This is a genomic window from Fibrobacter sp., assembly GCA_024398965.1.
GTDB lineage: Bacteria > Fibrobacterota > Fibrobacteria > Fibrobacterales > Fibrobacteraceae > Fibrobacter.
Genome location: JAKSIF010000002.1, coordinates 133,369 through 151,446 on the forward strand (window position 1 = coordinate 133,369; position 18,078 = coordinate 151,446).

At 50.8% G+C, this 18,078-nt stretch carries 12 protein-coding genes and 3 tRNA genes; 9 read left to right on the forward strand and 6 right to left on the reverse strand.

Going from position 1 to position 18,078, the window contains the following annotated elements:
• Positions 1 to 52: 52 nt before the first annotated feature.
• Positions 53 to 5,476, reverse strand: coding sequence for an excinuclease ABC subunit UvrA (gene uvrA / locus MJZ26_01470; GenBank protein ID MCQ2104439.1), 5,424 nt, complete (start codon positions 5,474 to 5,476; stop codon positions 53 to 55).
• Positions 5,477 to 5,660: 184 nt separating this feature from the next.
• On the opposite strand from uvrA, the gene MJZ26_01475 reads away from it, so the two are divergent.
• Positions 5,661 to 5,733, forward strand: a tRNA-Ala gene (locus MJZ26_01475).
• A gap of 203 nt (positions 5,734 to 5,936) precedes the next feature.
• On the opposite strand, the gene MJZ26_01480 is transcribed toward MJZ26_01475, so the two are convergent.
• Positions 5,937 to 6,374 carry a DUF3332 domain-containing protein gene (locus MJZ26_01480; protein MCQ2104440.1) on the reverse strand — a complete coding sequence of 146 codons (438 nt, stop codon included), beginning with the start codon at positions 6,372 to 6,374 and terminating at the stop codon, positions 5,937 to 5,939.
• Between the two features lie 569 nt (positions 6,375 to 6,943).
• On the opposite strand from MJZ26_01480, the gene MJZ26_01485 reads away from it, so the two are divergent.
• Together MJZ26_01485 and MJZ26_01490 are read left to right on the forward strand one after the other, a co-directional pair.
• Positions 6,944 to 8,497, forward strand: a complete 1,554-nt coding sequence (locus tag MJZ26_01485; GenBank protein ID MCQ2104441.1) for an extracellular solute-binding protein — start codon at positions 6,944 to 6,946, stop codon at positions 8,495 to 8,497.
• Positions 8,498 to 8,514: 17 nt separating this feature from the next.
• Positions 8,515 to 10,335, forward strand: coding sequence for a diguanylate cyclase (locus tag MJZ26_01490; protein ID MCQ2104442.1), 1,821 nt, complete (start codon positions 8,515 to 8,517; stop codon positions 10,333 to 10,335).
• A 65-nt stretch (positions 10,336 to 10,400) separates the two neighbouring features.
• Here MJZ26_01490 and MJZ26_01495 read toward each other — a convergent pair.
• Both MJZ26_01495 and MJZ26_01500 read right to left on the reverse strand, forming a co-directional pair.
• Positions 10,401 to 10,474 (reverse strand) — tRNA-Pro (locus MJZ26_01495).
• Positions 10,475 to 10,564: 90 nt separating this feature from the next.
• Entirely contained in the window at positions 10,565 to 11,284 is a 720-nt protein-coding gene (locus tag MJZ26_01500; GenBank protein ID MCQ2104443.1) for a hypothetical protein, read from the reverse strand.
• Between the two features lie 35 nt (positions 11,285 to 11,319).
• Here MJZ26_01500 and MJZ26_01505 point away from each other — a divergent pair, with 35 nt between their 5' ends.
• Positions 11,320 to 12,297: an HAD-IA family hydrolase gene (locus tag MJZ26_01505; GenBank protein ID MCQ2104444.1), complete on the forward strand. Its 978-nt coding sequence runs from the start codon at positions 11,320 to 11,322 to the stop codon at positions 12,295 to 12,297.
• Between the two features lie 14 nt (positions 12,298 to 12,311).
• Here the strand turns inward: MJZ26_01505 and MJZ26_01510 are convergent, their stop codons facing one another.
• Both MJZ26_01510 and MJZ26_01515 read right to left on the reverse strand, forming a co-directional pair.
• A complete protein-coding gene (locus MJZ26_01510; GenBank protein ID MCQ2104445.1) occupies positions 12,312 to 12,935 on the reverse strand; it encodes a TonB family protein in 624 nt (207 codons plus the stop codon).
• A 40-nt stretch (positions 12,936 to 12,975) separates the two neighbouring features.
• Positions 12,976 to 13,806, reverse strand: coding sequence for a hypothetical protein (locus MJZ26_01515; protein MCQ2104446.1), 831 nt, complete (start codon positions 13,804 to 13,806; stop codon positions 12,976 to 12,978).
• Between the two features lie 494 nt (positions 13,807 to 14,300).
• Between MJZ26_01515 and miaB the strand changes: the two genes are divergently transcribed.
• The 5 genes from miaB to MJZ26_01540 all read left to right on the forward strand — a co-directional run bounded on the left by miaB (position 14,301) and on the right by MJZ26_01540 (position 18,006).
• On the forward strand, positions 14,301 to 15,626 hold the full coding sequence (gene miaB / locus MJZ26_01520; protein ID MCQ2104447.1) for a tRNA (N6-isopentenyl adenosine(37)-C2)-methylthiotransferase MiaB: 1,326 nt from the start codon (positions 14,301 to 14,303) through the stop codon (positions 15,624 to 15,626).
• A gap of 41 nt (positions 15,627 to 15,667) precedes the next feature.
• The gene (locus MJZ26_01525) at positions 15,668 to 16,711 is read left to right on the forward strand and encodes an SPOR domain-containing protein (GenBank protein MCQ2104448.1); all 1,044 of its coding nucleotides are present in this window, start codon (positions 15,668 to 15,670) and stop codon (positions 16,709 to 16,711) included.
• 77 nt (positions 16,712 to 16,788) lie between these two features.
• Positions 16,789 to 16,872: transfer RNA gene (locus MJZ26_01530), tRNA-Leu, on the forward strand.
• A 22-nt stretch (positions 16,873 to 16,894) separates the two neighbouring features.
• The gene (locus MJZ26_01535) at positions 16,895 to 17,647 is read left to right on the forward strand and encodes a hypothetical protein (GenBank protein MCQ2104449.1); all 753 of its coding nucleotides are present in this window, start codon (positions 16,895 to 16,897) and stop codon (positions 17,645 to 17,647) included.
• Between the two features lie 11 nt (positions 17,648 to 17,658).
• Complete coding sequence (locus MJZ26_01540; protein MCQ2104450.1) at positions 17,659 to 18,006, forward strand: aspartate 1-decarboxylase; 348 nt, start codon at positions 17,659 to 17,661, stop codon at positions 18,004 to 18,006.
• The last annotated feature ends 72 nt before the right edge of the window (positions 18,007 to 18,078 follow it).

The following is an 18,078-nucleotide window of genomic DNA, read 5'->3' on the forward strand; positions in this document are numbered from 1 at the left end:
CACATAAAAATAACTTTTTTGCTTACACCGTCTATTCCGGGGTATCAAAATCCTAGTCATTCGCCCCCATTTGGAGCAAATGTCCGCCATTTCCACCGCCTACGGGGCCCAATTCCATCTTCCAGTCGGCAAGGCGGATAATATCCGGGTGATGCTCAATGACGATAACCGTGTCTCCGCGGGCAGAAAGACGACGCAAAAGGTTCCAAAGAATCTGGATATCCTTCAAGTGGAGACCCGTGGTAGGTTCATCCAGAAGATAGACCGTTTCCTTGGCGTTCTTGCGGGAAAGCTCTGCAGCCAGTTTCAGGCGCTGGTTTTCACCGCCGCTCAATGTGGTCACGGGCTGGCCCAGCTTAACATAGGGCAGGCCCACATCGCGAAGGGCTTCAAGCTTGGGCAGAATCTTAGGCTGGTCCTTGAAGAACTCGCAGGCTTCGGCAACGCGCATGTCCAGCACGTCGGCAATATTCTTGCCCTTGAAGGTCACCGTCAAAGTTTCCTGGTTGTAGCGCTTACCGCCACAGGCGTCACAGACTTCCCACACGTCAGAAAGGAAGTGCATTTCTACGGAGATGGCGCCACGGCCTTCGCAGGCGGGGCAGCGACCTCGAGCCAGGTTATAGCTGAAGCGGCCATAGTCAAAGCCCTTGATCTTGGACTGTTCCAGCTTGGCAAAGAGCTTGCGGATATCGTCAAAGACGCCGGTAAAACTGGCAGGGGTACTGCGGGGTGTTCCCGAAATAGGGCTCTGGTCCACCAGCAGGACCTCGCCGGATTCCTTCTTCTTACCTCGGGCCTGAAACTTGCGCTTTAACGCCGGATAGATTTCATCCATGACCAGGGAACTCTTGCCGGAACCGGATACACCGCAAACCACGCTGACAGCGCCCTTGGGGAATTTTACAGACAAATTCTTAAGGTTGTTCTTGGAAAGATTCTTGAATTCGTAGAATTCCGTATTTTCGGTAATGGGAACTGCGGCAACCTCATTGGCCATGGGGATGTTTCGGGTCAAGTACTTCACCGTTTCGCTACGAGGGAACTGCTGGAGCGCATAAGGCTTCGACAATGCGGCCGGGGAGCCCTCGGCTACCACCTCGCCGCCGAATTCTCCGGCGGCGGGGCCCATATCGATGATATGGTCGGCCGCCTCCATCATGTTCATATCGTGCTCCACCACCACCAGGGTATTGCCCAAGTCCCTCAGGCGGTACAATGTATCCAGAAGCTTTGCGGTATCGCTTTCGTGGAGGCCAACCGTAGGCTCATCCAGAACATACAGCACCCCTTCCAGGCCGCTACCGATCTGGCTAGCCAAACGAATACGTTGGGACTCGCCACCGCTCAAGGTGTCGCCGGAGCGATCCAGGCCAATGTAGCCCAAGCCCACGCTCTTCAAGAAATCCAAGCGACCGATGATTTCACGAAGGAGGGGTTCCGCAATCTTCGCCTTCCCCGCCCCGTTCTTTTCGCCATCGAACTTCACATTGGCAAACCAGTCACGGGCCTCGTCAATACTCATGTGATGGACATCCATAATGTTCATTCCATCACCCTGCTTGCCGCGACTTTTATCGCAGGAATTATCACGTACATTCTTACCGGAATTTCCGCCGATGCGAACCGCCAGGTATTCAGGCTTCAGGCGTTCCCCCTTACAATCAGGGCAAACCTTTCCATCCTTAAAGTGCCCCAAGCCAAGGCAAGTTTCGCAGGCGCCCCAGTGGGTATTGAAACTGAAGTGTTTCGGATTCAAGGCGCTATCCATGTACCAGCCACAATCGGGGCAGCCCGGCTTTTCGCTGGCAGACAAACGTTCTTCACCTTCACAGTCCACAAACAAAATTCCGTTACCGTCGCGGTAGCCTCGTTCAAAGGCTTCCACCAGGCGGGCGCGGTTTTCTTCCTTCACCACCACCTGGTCCACAACAGCCAACACCTGCTTTTCGCGGGTAGGAATCTTGGGCAGCGGCAGTTCCACAAGCTTATCGCCCATGTACACCTTGCGGTATCCCTTTTCCGTCAGGATCTTGGACAGTTTCAGGATGTCCTTGACTTCAAAAGGAGCAAGCACCGTCACCATCTTGTTCAGGTCTCTGTCAAAGGCAAGCTGCATCAAGTCGCCGGCAGCGTAGGAGTCCACAGGCTTACCGCAATGAAGGCAGTGGGGCGTACCCACGCGGGACCAGAAAATACGGAAGTAGTCGTAGATTTCGGTAAGCGTCGCCACCGTACTGCGGGGGCTCTTGCTGGCAGACTTCTGGTCAATGGCAATTGCCGGAGCCAAGCCCGAAATAGAATCAATGCTACCGCGGTCCGGGCGACCCAGGAATCGACGAGCGTAGGTACTCAAGGTTTCCACAAAGCGCCTCTGGCCTTCGCTAAACAACGTATGGAACGCAAGGCTGCTCTTGCCGGAGCCCGAGACACCGGTCACCACCGTCAGCTTATGGCGGGGAATGGTAACGTCAATATTCTTCAGATTGTGCTTGCGGGCGCCGCGAACTTCAATATCCAGGGACGGGCCGTCGCTATTGCTCCCCATCTTCTTCATGGCAGAAGCCATCTTTGCCGAAGATGCGTCATAACGGGCCTTGTTTTCGGCAAGGCTTCCCATCAAGTTGGAAATAGGCTTGTAACCGTTGCGGGCGCGTGCCAAAATAGGAGCCAGATAGCGGCCGGTTTCAGACTTCTTGCTCTTTGCAATCTGTTCCGGAGTTCCTGCGGCAATAACGCGGCCACCATGCACGCCAGCGTCGGGGCCCAAGTCAATAATCCAGTCGGCGCACTTGATCACATCCAGATTGTGTTCAATAATCACAATGCTGTTGCCCAGGCTGCGCAAACGATTCAGGCAATCCATCAACTTGCGGATATCCTCGAAATGCAAACCTGTGGTAGGTTCGTCCAGCAGGTACAAGGTCTTGCCCGTTCCAGGCCTACGAAGTTCCGATGCAATCTTGATTCGTTGGGCTTCGCCGCCGCTCAAGGTGGTAGAGGGCTGGCCCAAAGTCAGGTAGCCCAGGCCCACTTCGCAAAGCAGGTTCAGAGGTGCAGAAATGCGGGGCTGGTCCTTGAAGAATTCCGCAGCATCGCTAATGCTCATGTCCAGAATTTCAGAAACGTTCTTGCCCTTAAAGTAAACTTCGCGGGTGGCGTCGTTAAAACGCTTGCCGTTACAGACTTCGCAAGTCACCTGCACACTGGGCAAAATGTGCATGTCAATTTCTTTTACGCCGGCGCCTTCGCAGGCATCGCAGCGACCGCCCTTCACGTTAAAGCTGAAACGGCTCTTGGTATAACCGCGAATCTTACTTTCTTCCATGCCGGCGAACAAGTCGCGGATATCGTCCCAGATCTTGGTGTAAGTGGCGGGATTACTACGGGGAGTGCGGCCAATAGGCGTCTGGTCGATTTCAATGACCTTGTCGATATTCTCAACGCCTTCCAGGTGGTCGAACTTGCCCACCGGTTCCTCGGAATTGAAGAACACGCGGGCCAGTTCCTTACGGAGAATCTGATTCACCAGCGTACTCTTGCCGGAGCCCGAAACACCGGTCACCACAGTCAAGGCGCCATCCAGGGGAATCTCCACGTCAATGTTCTTCAGGTTGTTCTCGGCAGCTCCGCAAATCTTTAACTTGGGAGTATCCTTGTCGATTTTCTTGCGCTGCTTGGGAACCTCGATTGCCTTACACCCGCTAAGGTAAGCGCCCGTCAAGGAATCCTTGTTCTTTTCCAGTTCTTCCACAGGGCCTGCGGCAATAATTCCACCGCCTTCTACACCTGCACCAGGACCCACGTCAATCACGTAATCCGCATGACGCATGGTGTCTTCGTCGTGTTCCACCACAATAAGGCTGTTGCCCTGGGCACGCAAATGGTCCAGCATTCCAAGCAGCTTGTCGTTGTCACGAGGATGCAAGCCGATGCTAGGTTCGTCCATCACGTAAAGCACACCCTGAAGTCCGGCGCCCACCGCACTAGCCAAGCGGATTCGCTGGGCTTCGCCGCCACTCAATGTGGATGCCTTTCGGGAAATGTTCAGGTAGCCAAGGCCCACCGCGTTCAAGAACCCCAGACGGCCTCGGATTTCCTTCAGGATTTCGCGACCGATACGCAGTTCCTTCTCGCTCAGGTTCAGCTTGTTGAAAAATTCCACCGACTGCTCCACGGACCATTCCGTCATCTCGGTCAGGTTATGGCCATGGAAATCCACAGCGTTTGCGGTACGGTTAATGCGGGAGCCCTTGCATTCCGGGCACACGTCAATCTTCATGAACTTGCGGAAGTGGAAGATGTGCCACATGTTCCAAAGTTCCTGGACAATATCAAGAACACCCCGTTCACTGCCGCTGGGCGTACCATGGAGAACTGCCTGCTGCTGAGCCGGTTTCAGTTTGTTCCAGGGAGTGTCCAAGGTGAAGTGCATTTCGTTGGCGATGGTGCGCAGGTTACGCCAGCCGTAATCGCTAAACAGCAAGGTTCCCGTATCCTTCTTCTGGATTGCCAAGGCCCCCTGCTTCAAGGACAAGGTCTTGTCGGGAATCACCAAGTCGATATCAAACTCGCAGCTTTCGCCCATGCCCTTGCACACCGGGCAGCGGCCCTTGGGATCGTTAAAGCTGAAGAATCGCGGTTCCAGTTCCGGAATGGAAACGCCGCACTTGGGGCAAGCCAAAAGCGTACCCTGCAGGCGGTATTCCTCGGCACCGGCGGCACCCGACGCGCCAGGCACCGCAGCAAACAGGAAGCTTACCAGCTTACCTTCGGTCAGCTTGAGTGCCCCTTCCAAGGCTTCACGCAAGCGACTCATGTTCTTACGTTCCAAGGTCAGGCGGTCGATCACCGCCTCGATGGTGTGCTTCTCGTAACGCACCAGCTGGGGAACTTCGTCGATGCGGTAAATTTCACCATCCACACGGACGCGGACAAAACCATTTTCCTTCAGTTCCGCCAGTTCCTTACGGTATTCGCCCTTACGTTCCTGCACAATGGGCGCCATCACTGTCACCTGACGGGGAACACCGTTGACTTCGCCATCGCCGGCATAAAGGTTGTCTACAATCTGGTCCACCGTCTGAGCTTGGATCACGCGACCGCATTCCGGGCAGTGAGGCACTCCAAGTCGGGCGAACAGCAAGCGGTAATGGTCCAAAATCTCAACCACCGTACCCACCGTACTGCGGGGATTGCGGTTCACCGTCTTCTGGTCGATGGAAATAGTGGGCGAAATTCCGCGAACGCTTTCAACCTCCGGATGCTTCATGCGGCCAATGAACTGACGGGCGTAAGCAGAAAGAGATTCCACAAAACGGCGCTGGCCTTCCTGGAAAACCGTATCGAAGGCAAGGCTACTCTTGCCGGAGCCCGAAACGCCCGTCACCACCACAATGGAATCACGGGGAATGTTCAGGCTAACATGGCGAAGGTTATGCTCGTGGGCGTCGCGAATATCAATGGACTTTGTCATATAAAAACTTCAGAATTTGCGCAGAAACCCCTGCGCGCTAATCACGGATAAAATATAGTGAACATTTGAATACTTTTCAACAGTAGCTTTTGTTCTCCCCGTCCAAATCCATCGTCTTGCCAAGCATTCCTGCAAAATCTATATTCCAGTTGAACACGGCTCACTATGCCGAAAGTTCACCTACGGGGGTATAGCTCAGTTGGTAGAGCGGCAGGTTCGCAATCTGTAGGTCAGGAGTTCGACTCTCCCTACCTCCATATAAAAAAGACGGCCATGAAGGTCGTCTTTTTCTTTATCAGCCCGACTTACCTCGCTCTGCGCACAAAAAAAGAACCCCGGTCCTAAAACCGAGGTTCCTTAAACTTTGCAGTAATTAAAAGAATCAATTACTTAGCGTTTTGATTCTGCGGCTCGGAAATGCCCACGCAAGCGTGGTCGCTACACTCGCCTTAGGAATCAATTACTTAGCAATGTCGTACTGAGCAACGAGGTTGCCCTGAGCGTCGAGAGCGCGAACAACGTTTTCGTCGCGTTCGAGAGTCATGGTAGCCTTTTCGCCAGCAGCGGTGGTCACTTCAACGGACATAGAACCGTCAGCGTTCTTAACAGCTGCGATTTCGTTGCCCTGAGCGTCCTTTTCATAGTAGGTGTCGCCAGCAGCGAGGGGGTTGGAACCGGTCCAGAATTCAACAGTGTTGAGAACGAGGCCGTCAACGAGACCGAGGGCAATGCCGTAAACCGGGAAAACCATCAGGAAGAAGTGAACGATGGAGTTGATCCACTTGTCACCGAGGGTGCCGTTCCAGTCATGAATCTTGTTGAAGCAAGCGTTCTTGCCATAGCAACCGGTGAGGACGATCATGCCAGCTGCGAGAAGGGTAATGATACCTTTTTTCATTTGTTACTCCTATAGGATTTGAGTTCGTCGTTTTTTTCGACATGCAGAAATATAAATAATAAACTAAAAAAAATGGTCATAGAGCAAAATTTTTTATGCAACGCAGAGCTAATTGCGCCGATTTCGTTAGCCGGAAATGATTAAAATCACAAAATCGGACCCACCTCTTGCCAGAATAACCGCATAGGTTTATAGCCCTATTTTCCGTTTTTACGCCCAAAACCAGCAAACGAGCCCCTTTGGGGGTATCAAGGTCCCCAGCACCGAGGGGGGCGGAGCCCATCACCTGCACAGATAAGCAGACAAACACATGTTTTTCCAGAGCATCCTCAGCCGTTTCACCTTCCACAATCTCCGCAGTCGGGAACTCCCACAAAGCTCCGTCCCTGCAAAAAGGCAGTCTCTTGCATATTAGAAAACGACCATTTCTTACCACGATACCAGATGCCACAACCATATAAAATTCTCATCAAAAAATTCATTCTTCCCTTTTTTATGCTAAATTACGAAATAGATACTTACAAAACAACCAAAGGAAGGTTTGGTGCGTTTTGCAAAAAGGAGAACTTATGTCGGGTTGGTTTAATAAGAGTTTTTGTGGAAAGTTTTCTTTCTCAGCTTCCCTTTTGGCGACGCTTCTCGCAACGTCTTCCTTTGCCGCGCCCAAGCCGCTCACCATGTGGATCATGCCCAACGGCGCATCTCCTCAAGAAAAACTGGAACAGCGCCTAGAAATTTTCACGAAGCAAACCGGCATTCCTACCAAGGTCCAGGTTTTGGACTGGGGCGAAGCTTGGAATAGAATCAACGTGGCCCTCGAAGGCAAGCAGGAAGCACCCGATGTTCTCCAGCTAGGCACCACCTGGATTCCCTATTTCGCATCAAAAAAAGTTATCAAGCCACTCAACAGCTGGCTTCCAGAAATCGATTCCACCAGATTTGTTCCCGTAAGCTGGAATACGACCCATATCGACGGCGACTCCACCATCTATTCCGTCCCCTGGTTCATCGACATCCGTCCGATTCTTGCCAACAAGCGTATCTTCAAGGAACACGGCTTTACAAAGGAATCCGTTTCCACCTACAGGGGCTTCATCAACGCAATCAAAAAGGTTAACGCCGCCAACGAAAGTCTAGATGACGGCACCAAGATTCACGGTTACGCCTTCCCTGGCAAAAGCGACTGGAACATTCCTCACAATTTTGCTCCTTGGGTGTGGAGTAACGGCGGCTCCTTTGTAAAGAAAGACGAAAATGGCAAATGGCATGCCAGCATCCTTTCTGAGGAAACATTGTTAGGTATCGGCAGTTACCTGCATTTCGTCATGGACAGCCTGGTACTCCCGGAAGTCTTGCAAACAAACACCGCACAAGTCGCCCAGCAATTCAATAACGGCGAACTGGCTTTCATTCTTAACACGTCTGAAATCGTCATGCAGACCCGTTTCGAGGGTTCCATGGGCGGTCTCTCCAACGCACGCATTGGCAGCGACAGTGTTTTGGTCATTCCCATTCCCAAGGGTGCCAACGGCAGTGTCAGCTTTATCGGCGGTAGCAATCTCGCCATTCCTGCAAACAACAACAGGCCCGAAGCAAAGGATCTCATCCTGTTCCTAGTCAATGACGAGAACCTTGATGCCTACACCCAGCAGATTGGTCTGCTCCCCTCGAGCAAGAGCGTTTTGGCCGAATGGTCCAAGGATGACGATTACCGCGAACTGGTCGCGGCTCTAGAAACAGGCAGGACCTATGCAACCATTCCCGAATGGGGTACCTTGGAACAGTTGCTCGTATCCATGTTCAGTACTGTTTGGGAACTGATGGAAATCCCGTCTCTTTACTCCACAGAAAAACTGTACGAAATTTTCAAGCAATACAGTATCGAAATCGACAAGGCGCTTAACTATCCCACAAACAACATGATGACCCTGGCCGAATTCGAGGACACTTGGAAGGACATCTTTGACAACAAGATTCATTCAAACATGAATCCCACCCAAAATGATTCCAGTACAGCGGAGCCCAGCATTGTTAGCAACAATCTGTCCAAGGCCCCCTTTGTATTCCTGTTCATGGTGCTTATGGGCTTTGTGTTCAACTTTAGGCGAAAGAGCAAGAAGTAACCTATAAGGTTTTTCGTATGAACGATTCTTTGATCCTAAGATTTTCAAGAAGTATTATTTTCAAGTCCATCTTGATGCTTACCATCAGCATGAGTCTGGTGGTTACAGGCGGCATTTACATTTTCGCCAAAAAACAAATGGACCTCATGTTGGAATGGAGCTTCAACAACAACGAAGCACAGCTTGGTCAAATCGCCGCAACCGCAAGCAACGAAATGAAGCAGTTTGGCGACAGGCTTTCCCTTTTGGCCAAGACTTCTGAAATCCAGAGCATGGACCCGACCACCGCCGCCAGTTACCTGAAAAGTTACAACATATCCTCTCTTTTCATTTCTGGCGAAAACATCTCCATCTACGACAGGCAAGGCCAGTTCATCTGCGATAATTCCATGGTGGGAGTCGTATCCGACTCAAAATACCCTATTGATTTTTCACGCATTACACCGCATCGTCCGTACATCACTCCGTGGTTCAGAAGCAGCAATGAATCCGCCCCGGAAAGACTCTTCGGAATCAATATTTCCAACCGTGCCGTTGGCGACGGAAGCCTTATCGCCAGTTTCACACTACGCAGATTGTGGAAGAACTTTGCCGACAACAAAATCGGCAAGAACGGCTTTATCGTAGCAATCAATACCCAGGGAGAAATCCTTTACCACCCCGACCTGAAGCGCTGGCTCACCGGAATCCATAAAATCACCGAGCTGGGTCTGGAAAAACTGGATCCTCGAAACTTCAATGTAAAGAAGGCGGAATTCATTAAGCTTTCTGACGACAACTTCTACCTGGTCAACTACGCCTACGACCCCAACTACGATTTCGGTATTTTCACCTTCCAGCCCAAAAGCGAAATCGACGGCTTAGTGGCGTCCGTACAGCAGGGAAGCCTGGTCATTCTGTTTGCGGCAATCGTCATTATTCTTGGCGTTGCCACATGGATGTTCTTTATGCTAGGTCTTCCGCTGAATCGTCTAACCTACCACATCCGCCGAATCACCGAAGGCGAAATGGATGTAGAACAGATTCATGTGGGCCGCCGTAAGGACGAAATCGGAATGCTGTCAAAGGCATTCAACCTGATGCACAGCACCATCCAAAGGCAACTCCGTGAGCTGAACGCCCACAGGAACATGCTAGAACAGGAAGTGAAGGAACGTACCCAGGAACTCGAACTTGCAAACAAGAAACTGGACCTTATATCCAGAACCGACGAACTGACAAGCCTTCCCAATCGTCGAGACATGAACGAAACCGTCGTCAACGAAATGGAACGCAGCCAGCGAACTCACAAGCCGTTCTGCTTTATCTTTATCGACATTGACCATTTCAAGGCAATCAACGACACCTACGGTCATGCCTGCGGCGACGTTGTCCTTAGGTCCGTGGCGCAAACTATTCGAGGACTGCTGCGTAAGTACGATGTTCTGGCCCGTTACGGTGGTGAAGAATTCCTGACCCTATTGCCCGAAACCGATCTTGACGGAGCAAAGGTTGTTGCAGAACGTTTCCGCCATCAAATCGAGACCATGTCCGTCCATTACGCCAACCACATCATCAACGTAACCGTCACTTTGGGTGTGGCCAGGTTTGACCACAAGCTGGGAGCAGACCGAAGCATCCAGCTGGCAGACAAGGCCCTGTACCAGGGCAAGGAAGGTGGACGTAACCAGGTGGTCATCTGGAATCCTGAATGGGTTACAGAAGCCGATTACGAAGCCGCAGCCATCGAGATGGCCGAGGCCAAAAAGGTTAGCGACACCCAGGCAATGGAAATGATTCGCGAGCCCGCAAAAACGACCGACAGCAACGACCCGTCTCCCTTTAAGGAATCGACTTAGTTACAACAAAAGCTTGAACCGAGATTAAACAAAAAAACTCGCAACTTTCGTTGCGAGTTTTTTTATCGGGATGACTGAATTCGAATCAGCGACCTCTTGAACCCCATTCAAGCGCTCTACCAGGCTGAGCTACATCCCGAGGTCTTTTTTCAAAGAGTAGACCAAAGGTAGTTAATATTTAGCGTTTTGCAAGGCTCAATCCTTAAAAAAGTTGATTTTTGCCACCTTTTTACTTCCAATAGCCAATAACCAGCACCTCAGGAGCAGCCTTGGGGAACTTTTTACTCTTAAACGAGACGATCTTGCGAATGCTTTTTTGTTTCAGTTCCCATCCATTTCGAGACATGCCCTTGGTGGAAAGGGTAATCTTCAAAGCGGGAATTTTACCACCTTCGCTCACCTTGCCGTTTTCATCCACGCTTACGCCAACATTTTTCGACTTCATAGCGAAGTCCTTGGCAGACTCAGCAGAAAGAGTCAAATCAGGGCGGGCCTTCTTGTCGGTTTCCCAGACGTAGAAGGACCATTCGCGGGATTCGCCGGCGGTATAGTAGCCTGCGTCAAACATCTTCTCATTGAAAAAGAAGGGAGCCTTTACCGAGCCTTCCATGGAAGCCGTGTAGGGCTTTCCATCGACACCCACTAGGACAACGGTTTGAACCACAGGGCCTTCCATCTCGGAAAAATCCATATCGAACTCAACAACCACCGGGCCGTTGTTAGCAATGGAGGCGGGATACTTGAAGTTCGAACATCCAACGCCCTGACACATTGCCGTTTCAAGCTTAATTTCCTTGCCGGAGACGTTTGCACCCTTCAAAACAAAATGTTTGATGTCTCCCTGGTTCACTTCACCAATCTGGTAAACTGCCGGGGTAAAAACAACGGGATCGACAGCGAATGCTGCAGAAGCAGCAACGAAAGCAAATGCAGTTAAAATCTTTTTCATGGAAGGAAATATACATTTTTTCTATTTTGGGCGCCATGAATTTTAATGCCGAAAAAACGCCTCTCTCAGAAATCAAGGCTTTAATTGCCCAAAAGGAACTGTTCATTTTTGACCTGGACGGTACCATGTTCAACAGCCTGGGGGATTTGGCTCCGGCAGTGAATTACGCCTTAAGGCAGTTCGGTATTCAAGAAATTTCCAAGGACAACGTGAGAAGTTGCATCGGGAACGGCTCCAGGAATCTGATTCGCAGGTCCGTGGCATCGGGCATTATGTACGGCGCAGGCAAGACCGCCGGCGAACCCATAGCAAGTGAGAATCGTCCCCTCCCGTGTCATCCTGAGCGGAGCGTAGCGGAGTCGATAAATGAAACTAGGAACTTTAGTTCCTTAGTTGAATTAGGTTCGAAGGAGCAGGATCTAGCCATCGACGAAATCAAGCATCTAGACGTCCGCGATAAGGAAGCCGTCGCCGCCATTTTGGAAGGCGCTGGCTTTGACGAAGCCAAGGTTGACGAGGTCCTGAAAACTTACTCCGGCTATTACTGGGAACACTGCACCGAAGAAACGGTGCCTTACGAAGGTGTCCTGGAATTTATCGACTGGATTTGCGAAAGTAACGGCCGCGACGAGGGTGCCGGCAATTCGTCGGGTCGCAAGATCGCAGCCATGCTGACCAACAAGCCTGTTTTACCTGCAAAAAAGATCTTGGAAAAATTTGGACTGCTGAGCAGGACCGCGCAGAACAACAAGATTTCCTACTACCTTTGCGGCGACACCACACCGGAACGCAAGCCTGGCCCCGGCGGCATCTACGCCATTTTGAAGGAGCTGAATGTCGCTCCCGAAAAGGCCGTGATGATCGGCGACGACACTCCGGATGTGATGGCAGCCAAGAACGCCGGCATCGACAGCATTATTTGCCTGGAAGGTTTTGGCCGTCCCGAAAATCTTTTGCCCTTAGAGCCCAAATACACCATCAGGCATATCAAGGATTTGATGAAGTTGGTTTAATAGGCCGCTCAGCCCTATTTATCCGACGATTCCGAAAATTCAAACGGAATGGTCACAGAGGTGATTCCGTCGGATTTTTCAAATTTCCAACGACTTACAGCCGTCTTTATTTCTGCGTCAAAATCGTCATAACCAGTGATTGATGATTTTACGACAGCATTGGTTATCGAGCCGTCAGGAGCAATGGTCAGCTGCAACACCAAGCGACCTTCAAATCCAGGCTTCTTTTTTAAGAACTTATTGTAGATATGGCGAAGGCCTTGTGTTCGTGGACATACAATTTTAGATAGTTGCTCACCAGAAAGAGATCCCTCAAATTTAAGATCCCGTTCAGTCAATTTCTTCACTAGCCCTTTCGCTTTTGATTCGCCAATCGGTGTATGACAACCATAAAGACAATCCCCAACAACAGGCATCGTTCCGTAGAGAACGGTAGTTCCCTGGACAACAATACTTTCTTGTTTAGGAAGATACTTGGAATCCTTGATTTCTTTTTTCAGCAAGGAGCTAGAAGAAATGTCCCTTGCAGGCTCCTCCTTTACAGATTCTTTCTTCTCAGCATTGTCGCAACCAGCCCACAGGGCGGCTGCAGTCATAAGGGCAAAACGGCCTAAGCATTTGTAGAAGAAACGAGCCATGTTTATAATATAAGAAAACTCGAACGACGAGAGCCGCGGTCTACCGCAAAAAGGTTTTTACAAGGGCTTCCACTTCCTTGCGATCCAGCGGGATGCCATCGCATTCCATAGTAAGAATCAGATTCTTGCCAGGAATAAAACCGTTCTTGCTGTAGGTGCGCAATTTCATCACCGTTTTCATCGAGTAGTCCGAATCATCCATACGTCCTAAATGCTCCCACAAAAACTCCTGACGAGTCCGGAAGTTCAGGCAAGTAAAATCGGGATAGACCGGAATCAGCTTGCCGACCGCCGCCTTCATTTGCAGAGGGCGTTCGTACTTGTAAGGAACATTGTATTTCGCAAGGATATCAGCGATAATCATCTCCGACTTGGAGCGTACTCGTTCCCCTTTTGAGGTTAGAAACTCCGGCTCCCCCTCCCGAAAAGATTTGCCCTTGTAAGGCAGCGCAAGCCAGCGAACCGCATATTGTTCATCAGAAAATTGCACCGGCAACACAAACTGACGACGATTTTTATGAAGTCGTTCAAAAACTTTGAGTGCATCACATTTGGCATACTCTTTCATGAATTTTTCAATCAGAGAAAGCTGCCTTTCCAGTTCCTTCAGCAAGGCTCCGTCATAATCCTTCTGGGCAAGTCTCTTAATGAATCTTATTTTATCCTTCGGGATATAAACACCATTGGAATCCGATGACGGAGAAACATGGTAGCAATGCCATTGTTTTCCATGCATGGCAACTCGCAAACGGCCAACAGGCGCATTCGCCAAAGATTTTCGTTTTTCAATGATTACGGCAAGTAGCTTCTCTGCTCTACTTTGCATTTCCGGCAAAAACTGATCCGGAGACAGGTTTTCAATCTGGTTCATAAAGCCTCTTAGGTTTTATGTCCATATATCAACGTAGGCACACTCGTGTCTAATCGAAAAACGTACAAATTTCAATGCTGAAAAAGTAATTTTTGGAAAAACAGCGGGCATTTTGTGGAAATAGGGAACCAAACAACTAATGTGGACAACTTTGGTACCCCAAAAATTAATTTGTACAAAACAAAATTAAACTATTTGAGTCTCACCGGGGTACTAATGTCACATCACCACCAAATTTAGTGCCCTACACCCACGCAGAAACACACCCCCAACAACAAATTTCGGTTAATTTGTTCGTAATTCAAGGTACCAAAGGGGTAATCAAAAGCTTTTTAGTACCCCATTTTGACCAAAACGTCTCTTCAATTTCAGCTTTCAAACCCAATGGAGCCCATTTATCACGAAAAGCGCCTTACCAGCCTCACCCGCAACAACCCTCATCCTAAAATTTTCTAAATTTTGATCCGAAAAAGAACTTTTATATACCCGCGCCCATGAAAAAATATTACTTGGCCACATACGGCTGCCAGATGAACGAGTACGACTCCGCCCTCATTGCCCAGAAGCTGGACATGGAAGGCTGCATGGAAACAGGCGACATTACCGAAGCCGATTTCATTATCGTCAACACCTGCTCCGTTCGCGAAAAGGCAGAGGACACCGCATTTGCAAACATCAGCAAGTACCGCAAGCTGAAGAAAGCTAACCCGGACTTGAAGGTGGTGGTTTGCGGTTGCATGGCCAAGAACCGCGGCCCGGAAATTCTCAAGCGACTGAAGGTGGTGAACTACGTCGTAGGTCCGGACCAGTACAAGAATATTCCCGAGTTGCTGCTGGCAGGCCCCGATAGCCCGCTGCACAAGACTCACCATCGCATGTTCCTGGACGAAGACATCACCCAGAACTACGTCGGCGATTACGCCAAGGTAAAGCACGACTTCAGCACCTTCGTTACCATCCAGCGTGGATGCAACAAGCGCTGCAGCTACTGCATTGTGCCCTACCTCCGCGGCCCCGAAAAGTACCGCGACATGGACGACGTCTTGACGGAAGTTCAGAAGGCCGCAGACAAGGGCATCACGGAAGTCATGCTTTTGGGCCAGACGGTAAACGCCTACAAGAACGGCGACCACAATTTTGCAGACCTGCTCACCCGCGTATCCGAGATTGGCGGCATTCAGCGAATCCGCTTTACCAGCCCCCATCCGAGGCACTACACCAACGAACTGATCGATGTACTGCTGAACAATCCCAAGGTCTGCCACTACGCCCACATTCCGATCCAGAGTGGTAGCGACGCCATGCTGAAGAAGATGCGCCGACAGCACAACATGGAACAGTACATGAGCGTCATCGAGCAGCTCCGCAGCAAGGACCCGCTGTACGGAATTTCTACAGATGTGATCTGCGGCTTCGTTGGCGAAACCGACCAGGACTTCGAAGACACCATGAAGGCCTTTGAAGCCTGCCAGTTCGATAATGCCTTCATGTTTATCTACAGCCCGCGAAAGGGCACCGAATCCTACAAGGAAACGGAAACCCTTACCGCCGAAGAAAAGCTGGCCCGCCACACCCGTCTGGTGGAACTGCAGAACGGCATCACCAAGAAGCGTAACGAGCTGATGATCGGCCGCACCGAGACGCTCCTTGTGGAAGGCTGCTCCAGCCGCGACGAAAACGAATTCATGGGCAAGACAGACAACTTCAAGAAGGTAATCTTCAAGCCTTCCGAAGGCCGCATCGTGAGGCCCGGCGACTACGTGAAGGTAAAGATTGACGACATCCGCGGATGGACTTTACGCGGAACTTTGTTGGACTAACAGCGACAAATCATACCGGATTATATTTGATAGGCATTAGAATGAATTTCATCGGAAAGCATTTTACCCTGGCAACAATTCTATTATCCGCAATCTGCGCAAACGCTCAGGATCCCGCTGCAACGGCATCTCAAACCGACGCAGCACCCACCGCCCCTCAAGCCAGCCCTGCAGCAACAGCATTGGCAAACGCCCAGAAGTCCTATGTAGCAGGTAACTGGAAAGAAGCCGCTGCAGCATACAGCGTCGCCTGCCCCATGCAACCTAAGGAAAAGCAAGACGAATGCCTCCTGTGGAACGTCCTTGCCCTTTCCCAGACCGGTGACGCAAAGTCCTTCAAGGAAGCAGGCAAGCGTCTCGACAGCCTTATCCAGGTAGTCAATCCGCAGCAGTCCCTGTACGCAGACCTGATGATGACCAGTGCCCAATTCCGTCTTTATCTCGGTAAATACGACAAGGCGGCCGAATCCCTGATCCACGCCATCGAGACATCCCAGCCGAACCAGTACGTTGTTCTGCAGAAGGTATGCCAGGCGGTCAAGAGCAAGTACCACTCCGACGAGCTGGTAGAACGTTGCAACATGTTGGACAATCCTGGGGCAAAGGTTCAACCGGCAACCGTCCCCCAGGCCGCACCTCTGACGACAACCTCTTCTACAACCCCACAACCCAAGACAGATTCCGTAGTCGCCACATCTAGCCCTGCCCCTGCTAACACCGCTCCAGCAGTTTCATCTTCGTCCGTGGCTCCGGTTTCTTCCGCAGCTGCCCCCGCATCCTCCGCCACAGCCCAGGCAACCCCCGCCCAGAACGTGTCCACAGCCCCCCAACCCCAGGAAAAGCCTTCCGAGGAATACTGGGTTCTCCAGCTTGGCGCATTCAGCGTCAAGGACAATGCCAACATGCTGGTATCTACCCTAAAGAAGAACAATGTTACTGCGACAATCGTAGAGCAACCCCGTGGGGAGAAGCTTTTGTACCTGGTGCAAACCGGTCATTTCCAGACAAAAGAAGCAGCGGTAGACTACGGAGCTAAGCGTTTGGCCCCCTTAAAAGTGGAATTTCAGCCTCTTTCTAAAAAATAATTTACAGAAAAAGCCGAATTTTTCCGTTTCCGCTCTACAAAAAAAACATAAACTTTCTATATTTAGTTAAACCCCAAGCCGGGGTGGTGAAATTGGTAGACGCGCCGGACTCAAAATCCGGTAGAGGTGACTCTGTGAGGGTTCGATTCCCTCCCCCGGCATTAAAGGAAGAAGGATATATTGATGGTAAAGTGGTGCAAAACATTGGCGATGGTTCTCCTTTGCGGGTCATTTGTGTTTGCCCAGTTTGACGACGAATCTTCCGAAGACTCTTACGGCAACGAACCTGGTACCGCCGAAGAATTCGAAGCTGCCAACAACACCGACGCCGATCAGGCCGAAGCTGGTGAGGCAACCGCTTCCGACGACGAATGGAAGGGCTTCGATTACGAAGAAATGGGTCTTACTCAGTTTGAATTCCAGCAGGCAAAGCAAGAAGGCATCTCCAGAGATCAGCTGACTCGCCTTGTTGAGCTCGGCGTTCGCCCCTCCGAATATATTCAGAAGCCCTGGGAAAAGCTGGGTATTTCTGAAGAAGACTGGCTGGCCCAGCGTTCTAATGGTCTTGAAGATGCAGACATCGACCGTTCTTACCGCAACCGTTCCGGCGACCAGCAGTACGCATACCTTTCTCTCGTTGTACCCTCTCTCTACCAGTGGAAGACCAGTCAGTCCATGAAGGCAATCTGGATTGACGCTCTCTGGGTAACTAGCGTTGGTGCAACCGCTTATTTGGCAGCTGACGGAAGTTCCGCCTGGTGGTACGGTCTGCTCTTCGTGGCAGGCGCACACATCTGGTCTTTCGCAGACGCCTTCTTCAGCACCCAGTGGGACAGCAACCCGGATGCAAACCGATTTAGCTACGGCATCATCCCCACCCCGGCTCACGAAAACGCAGGCATGGGTGTCACAGGGTTCCTCAACGTTAAGTTCTAAGCGCGCAGACCATGCAGCTTGAGTTACTTAAAAGCAAGATTCATCGAGCAACTGTAACTGATGCAAACCTGAACTATCAGGGTTCTATTACTATTGCCCGCGACTTGATGGATGCAGCAGGCATTCTTCCCTACGAAAAAGTCGGCGTTCTAGACGTAAACAACGGTTCTCGTCTCGACACCTACGTCATCGAAGGACCGGCCAAGTCCGGCGTAATCTGCCTGAATGGAGCAGCAGCCCGCCTAGTTCAGCCCGGCGATTTGGTCATCATCGTGGCCTACGCAACCATGACTCCGGAAGAAGCCAAGAACTGGCAGCCCACCGTTGTTCACGTCAACGAGAAAAACGAAATCATCTAGCAGTCGACCTTCCAGCGGTCAAGAAAACAAAAGAATCATGTATTGAACAGGAGCGGCCTTGAACCGTTCCTT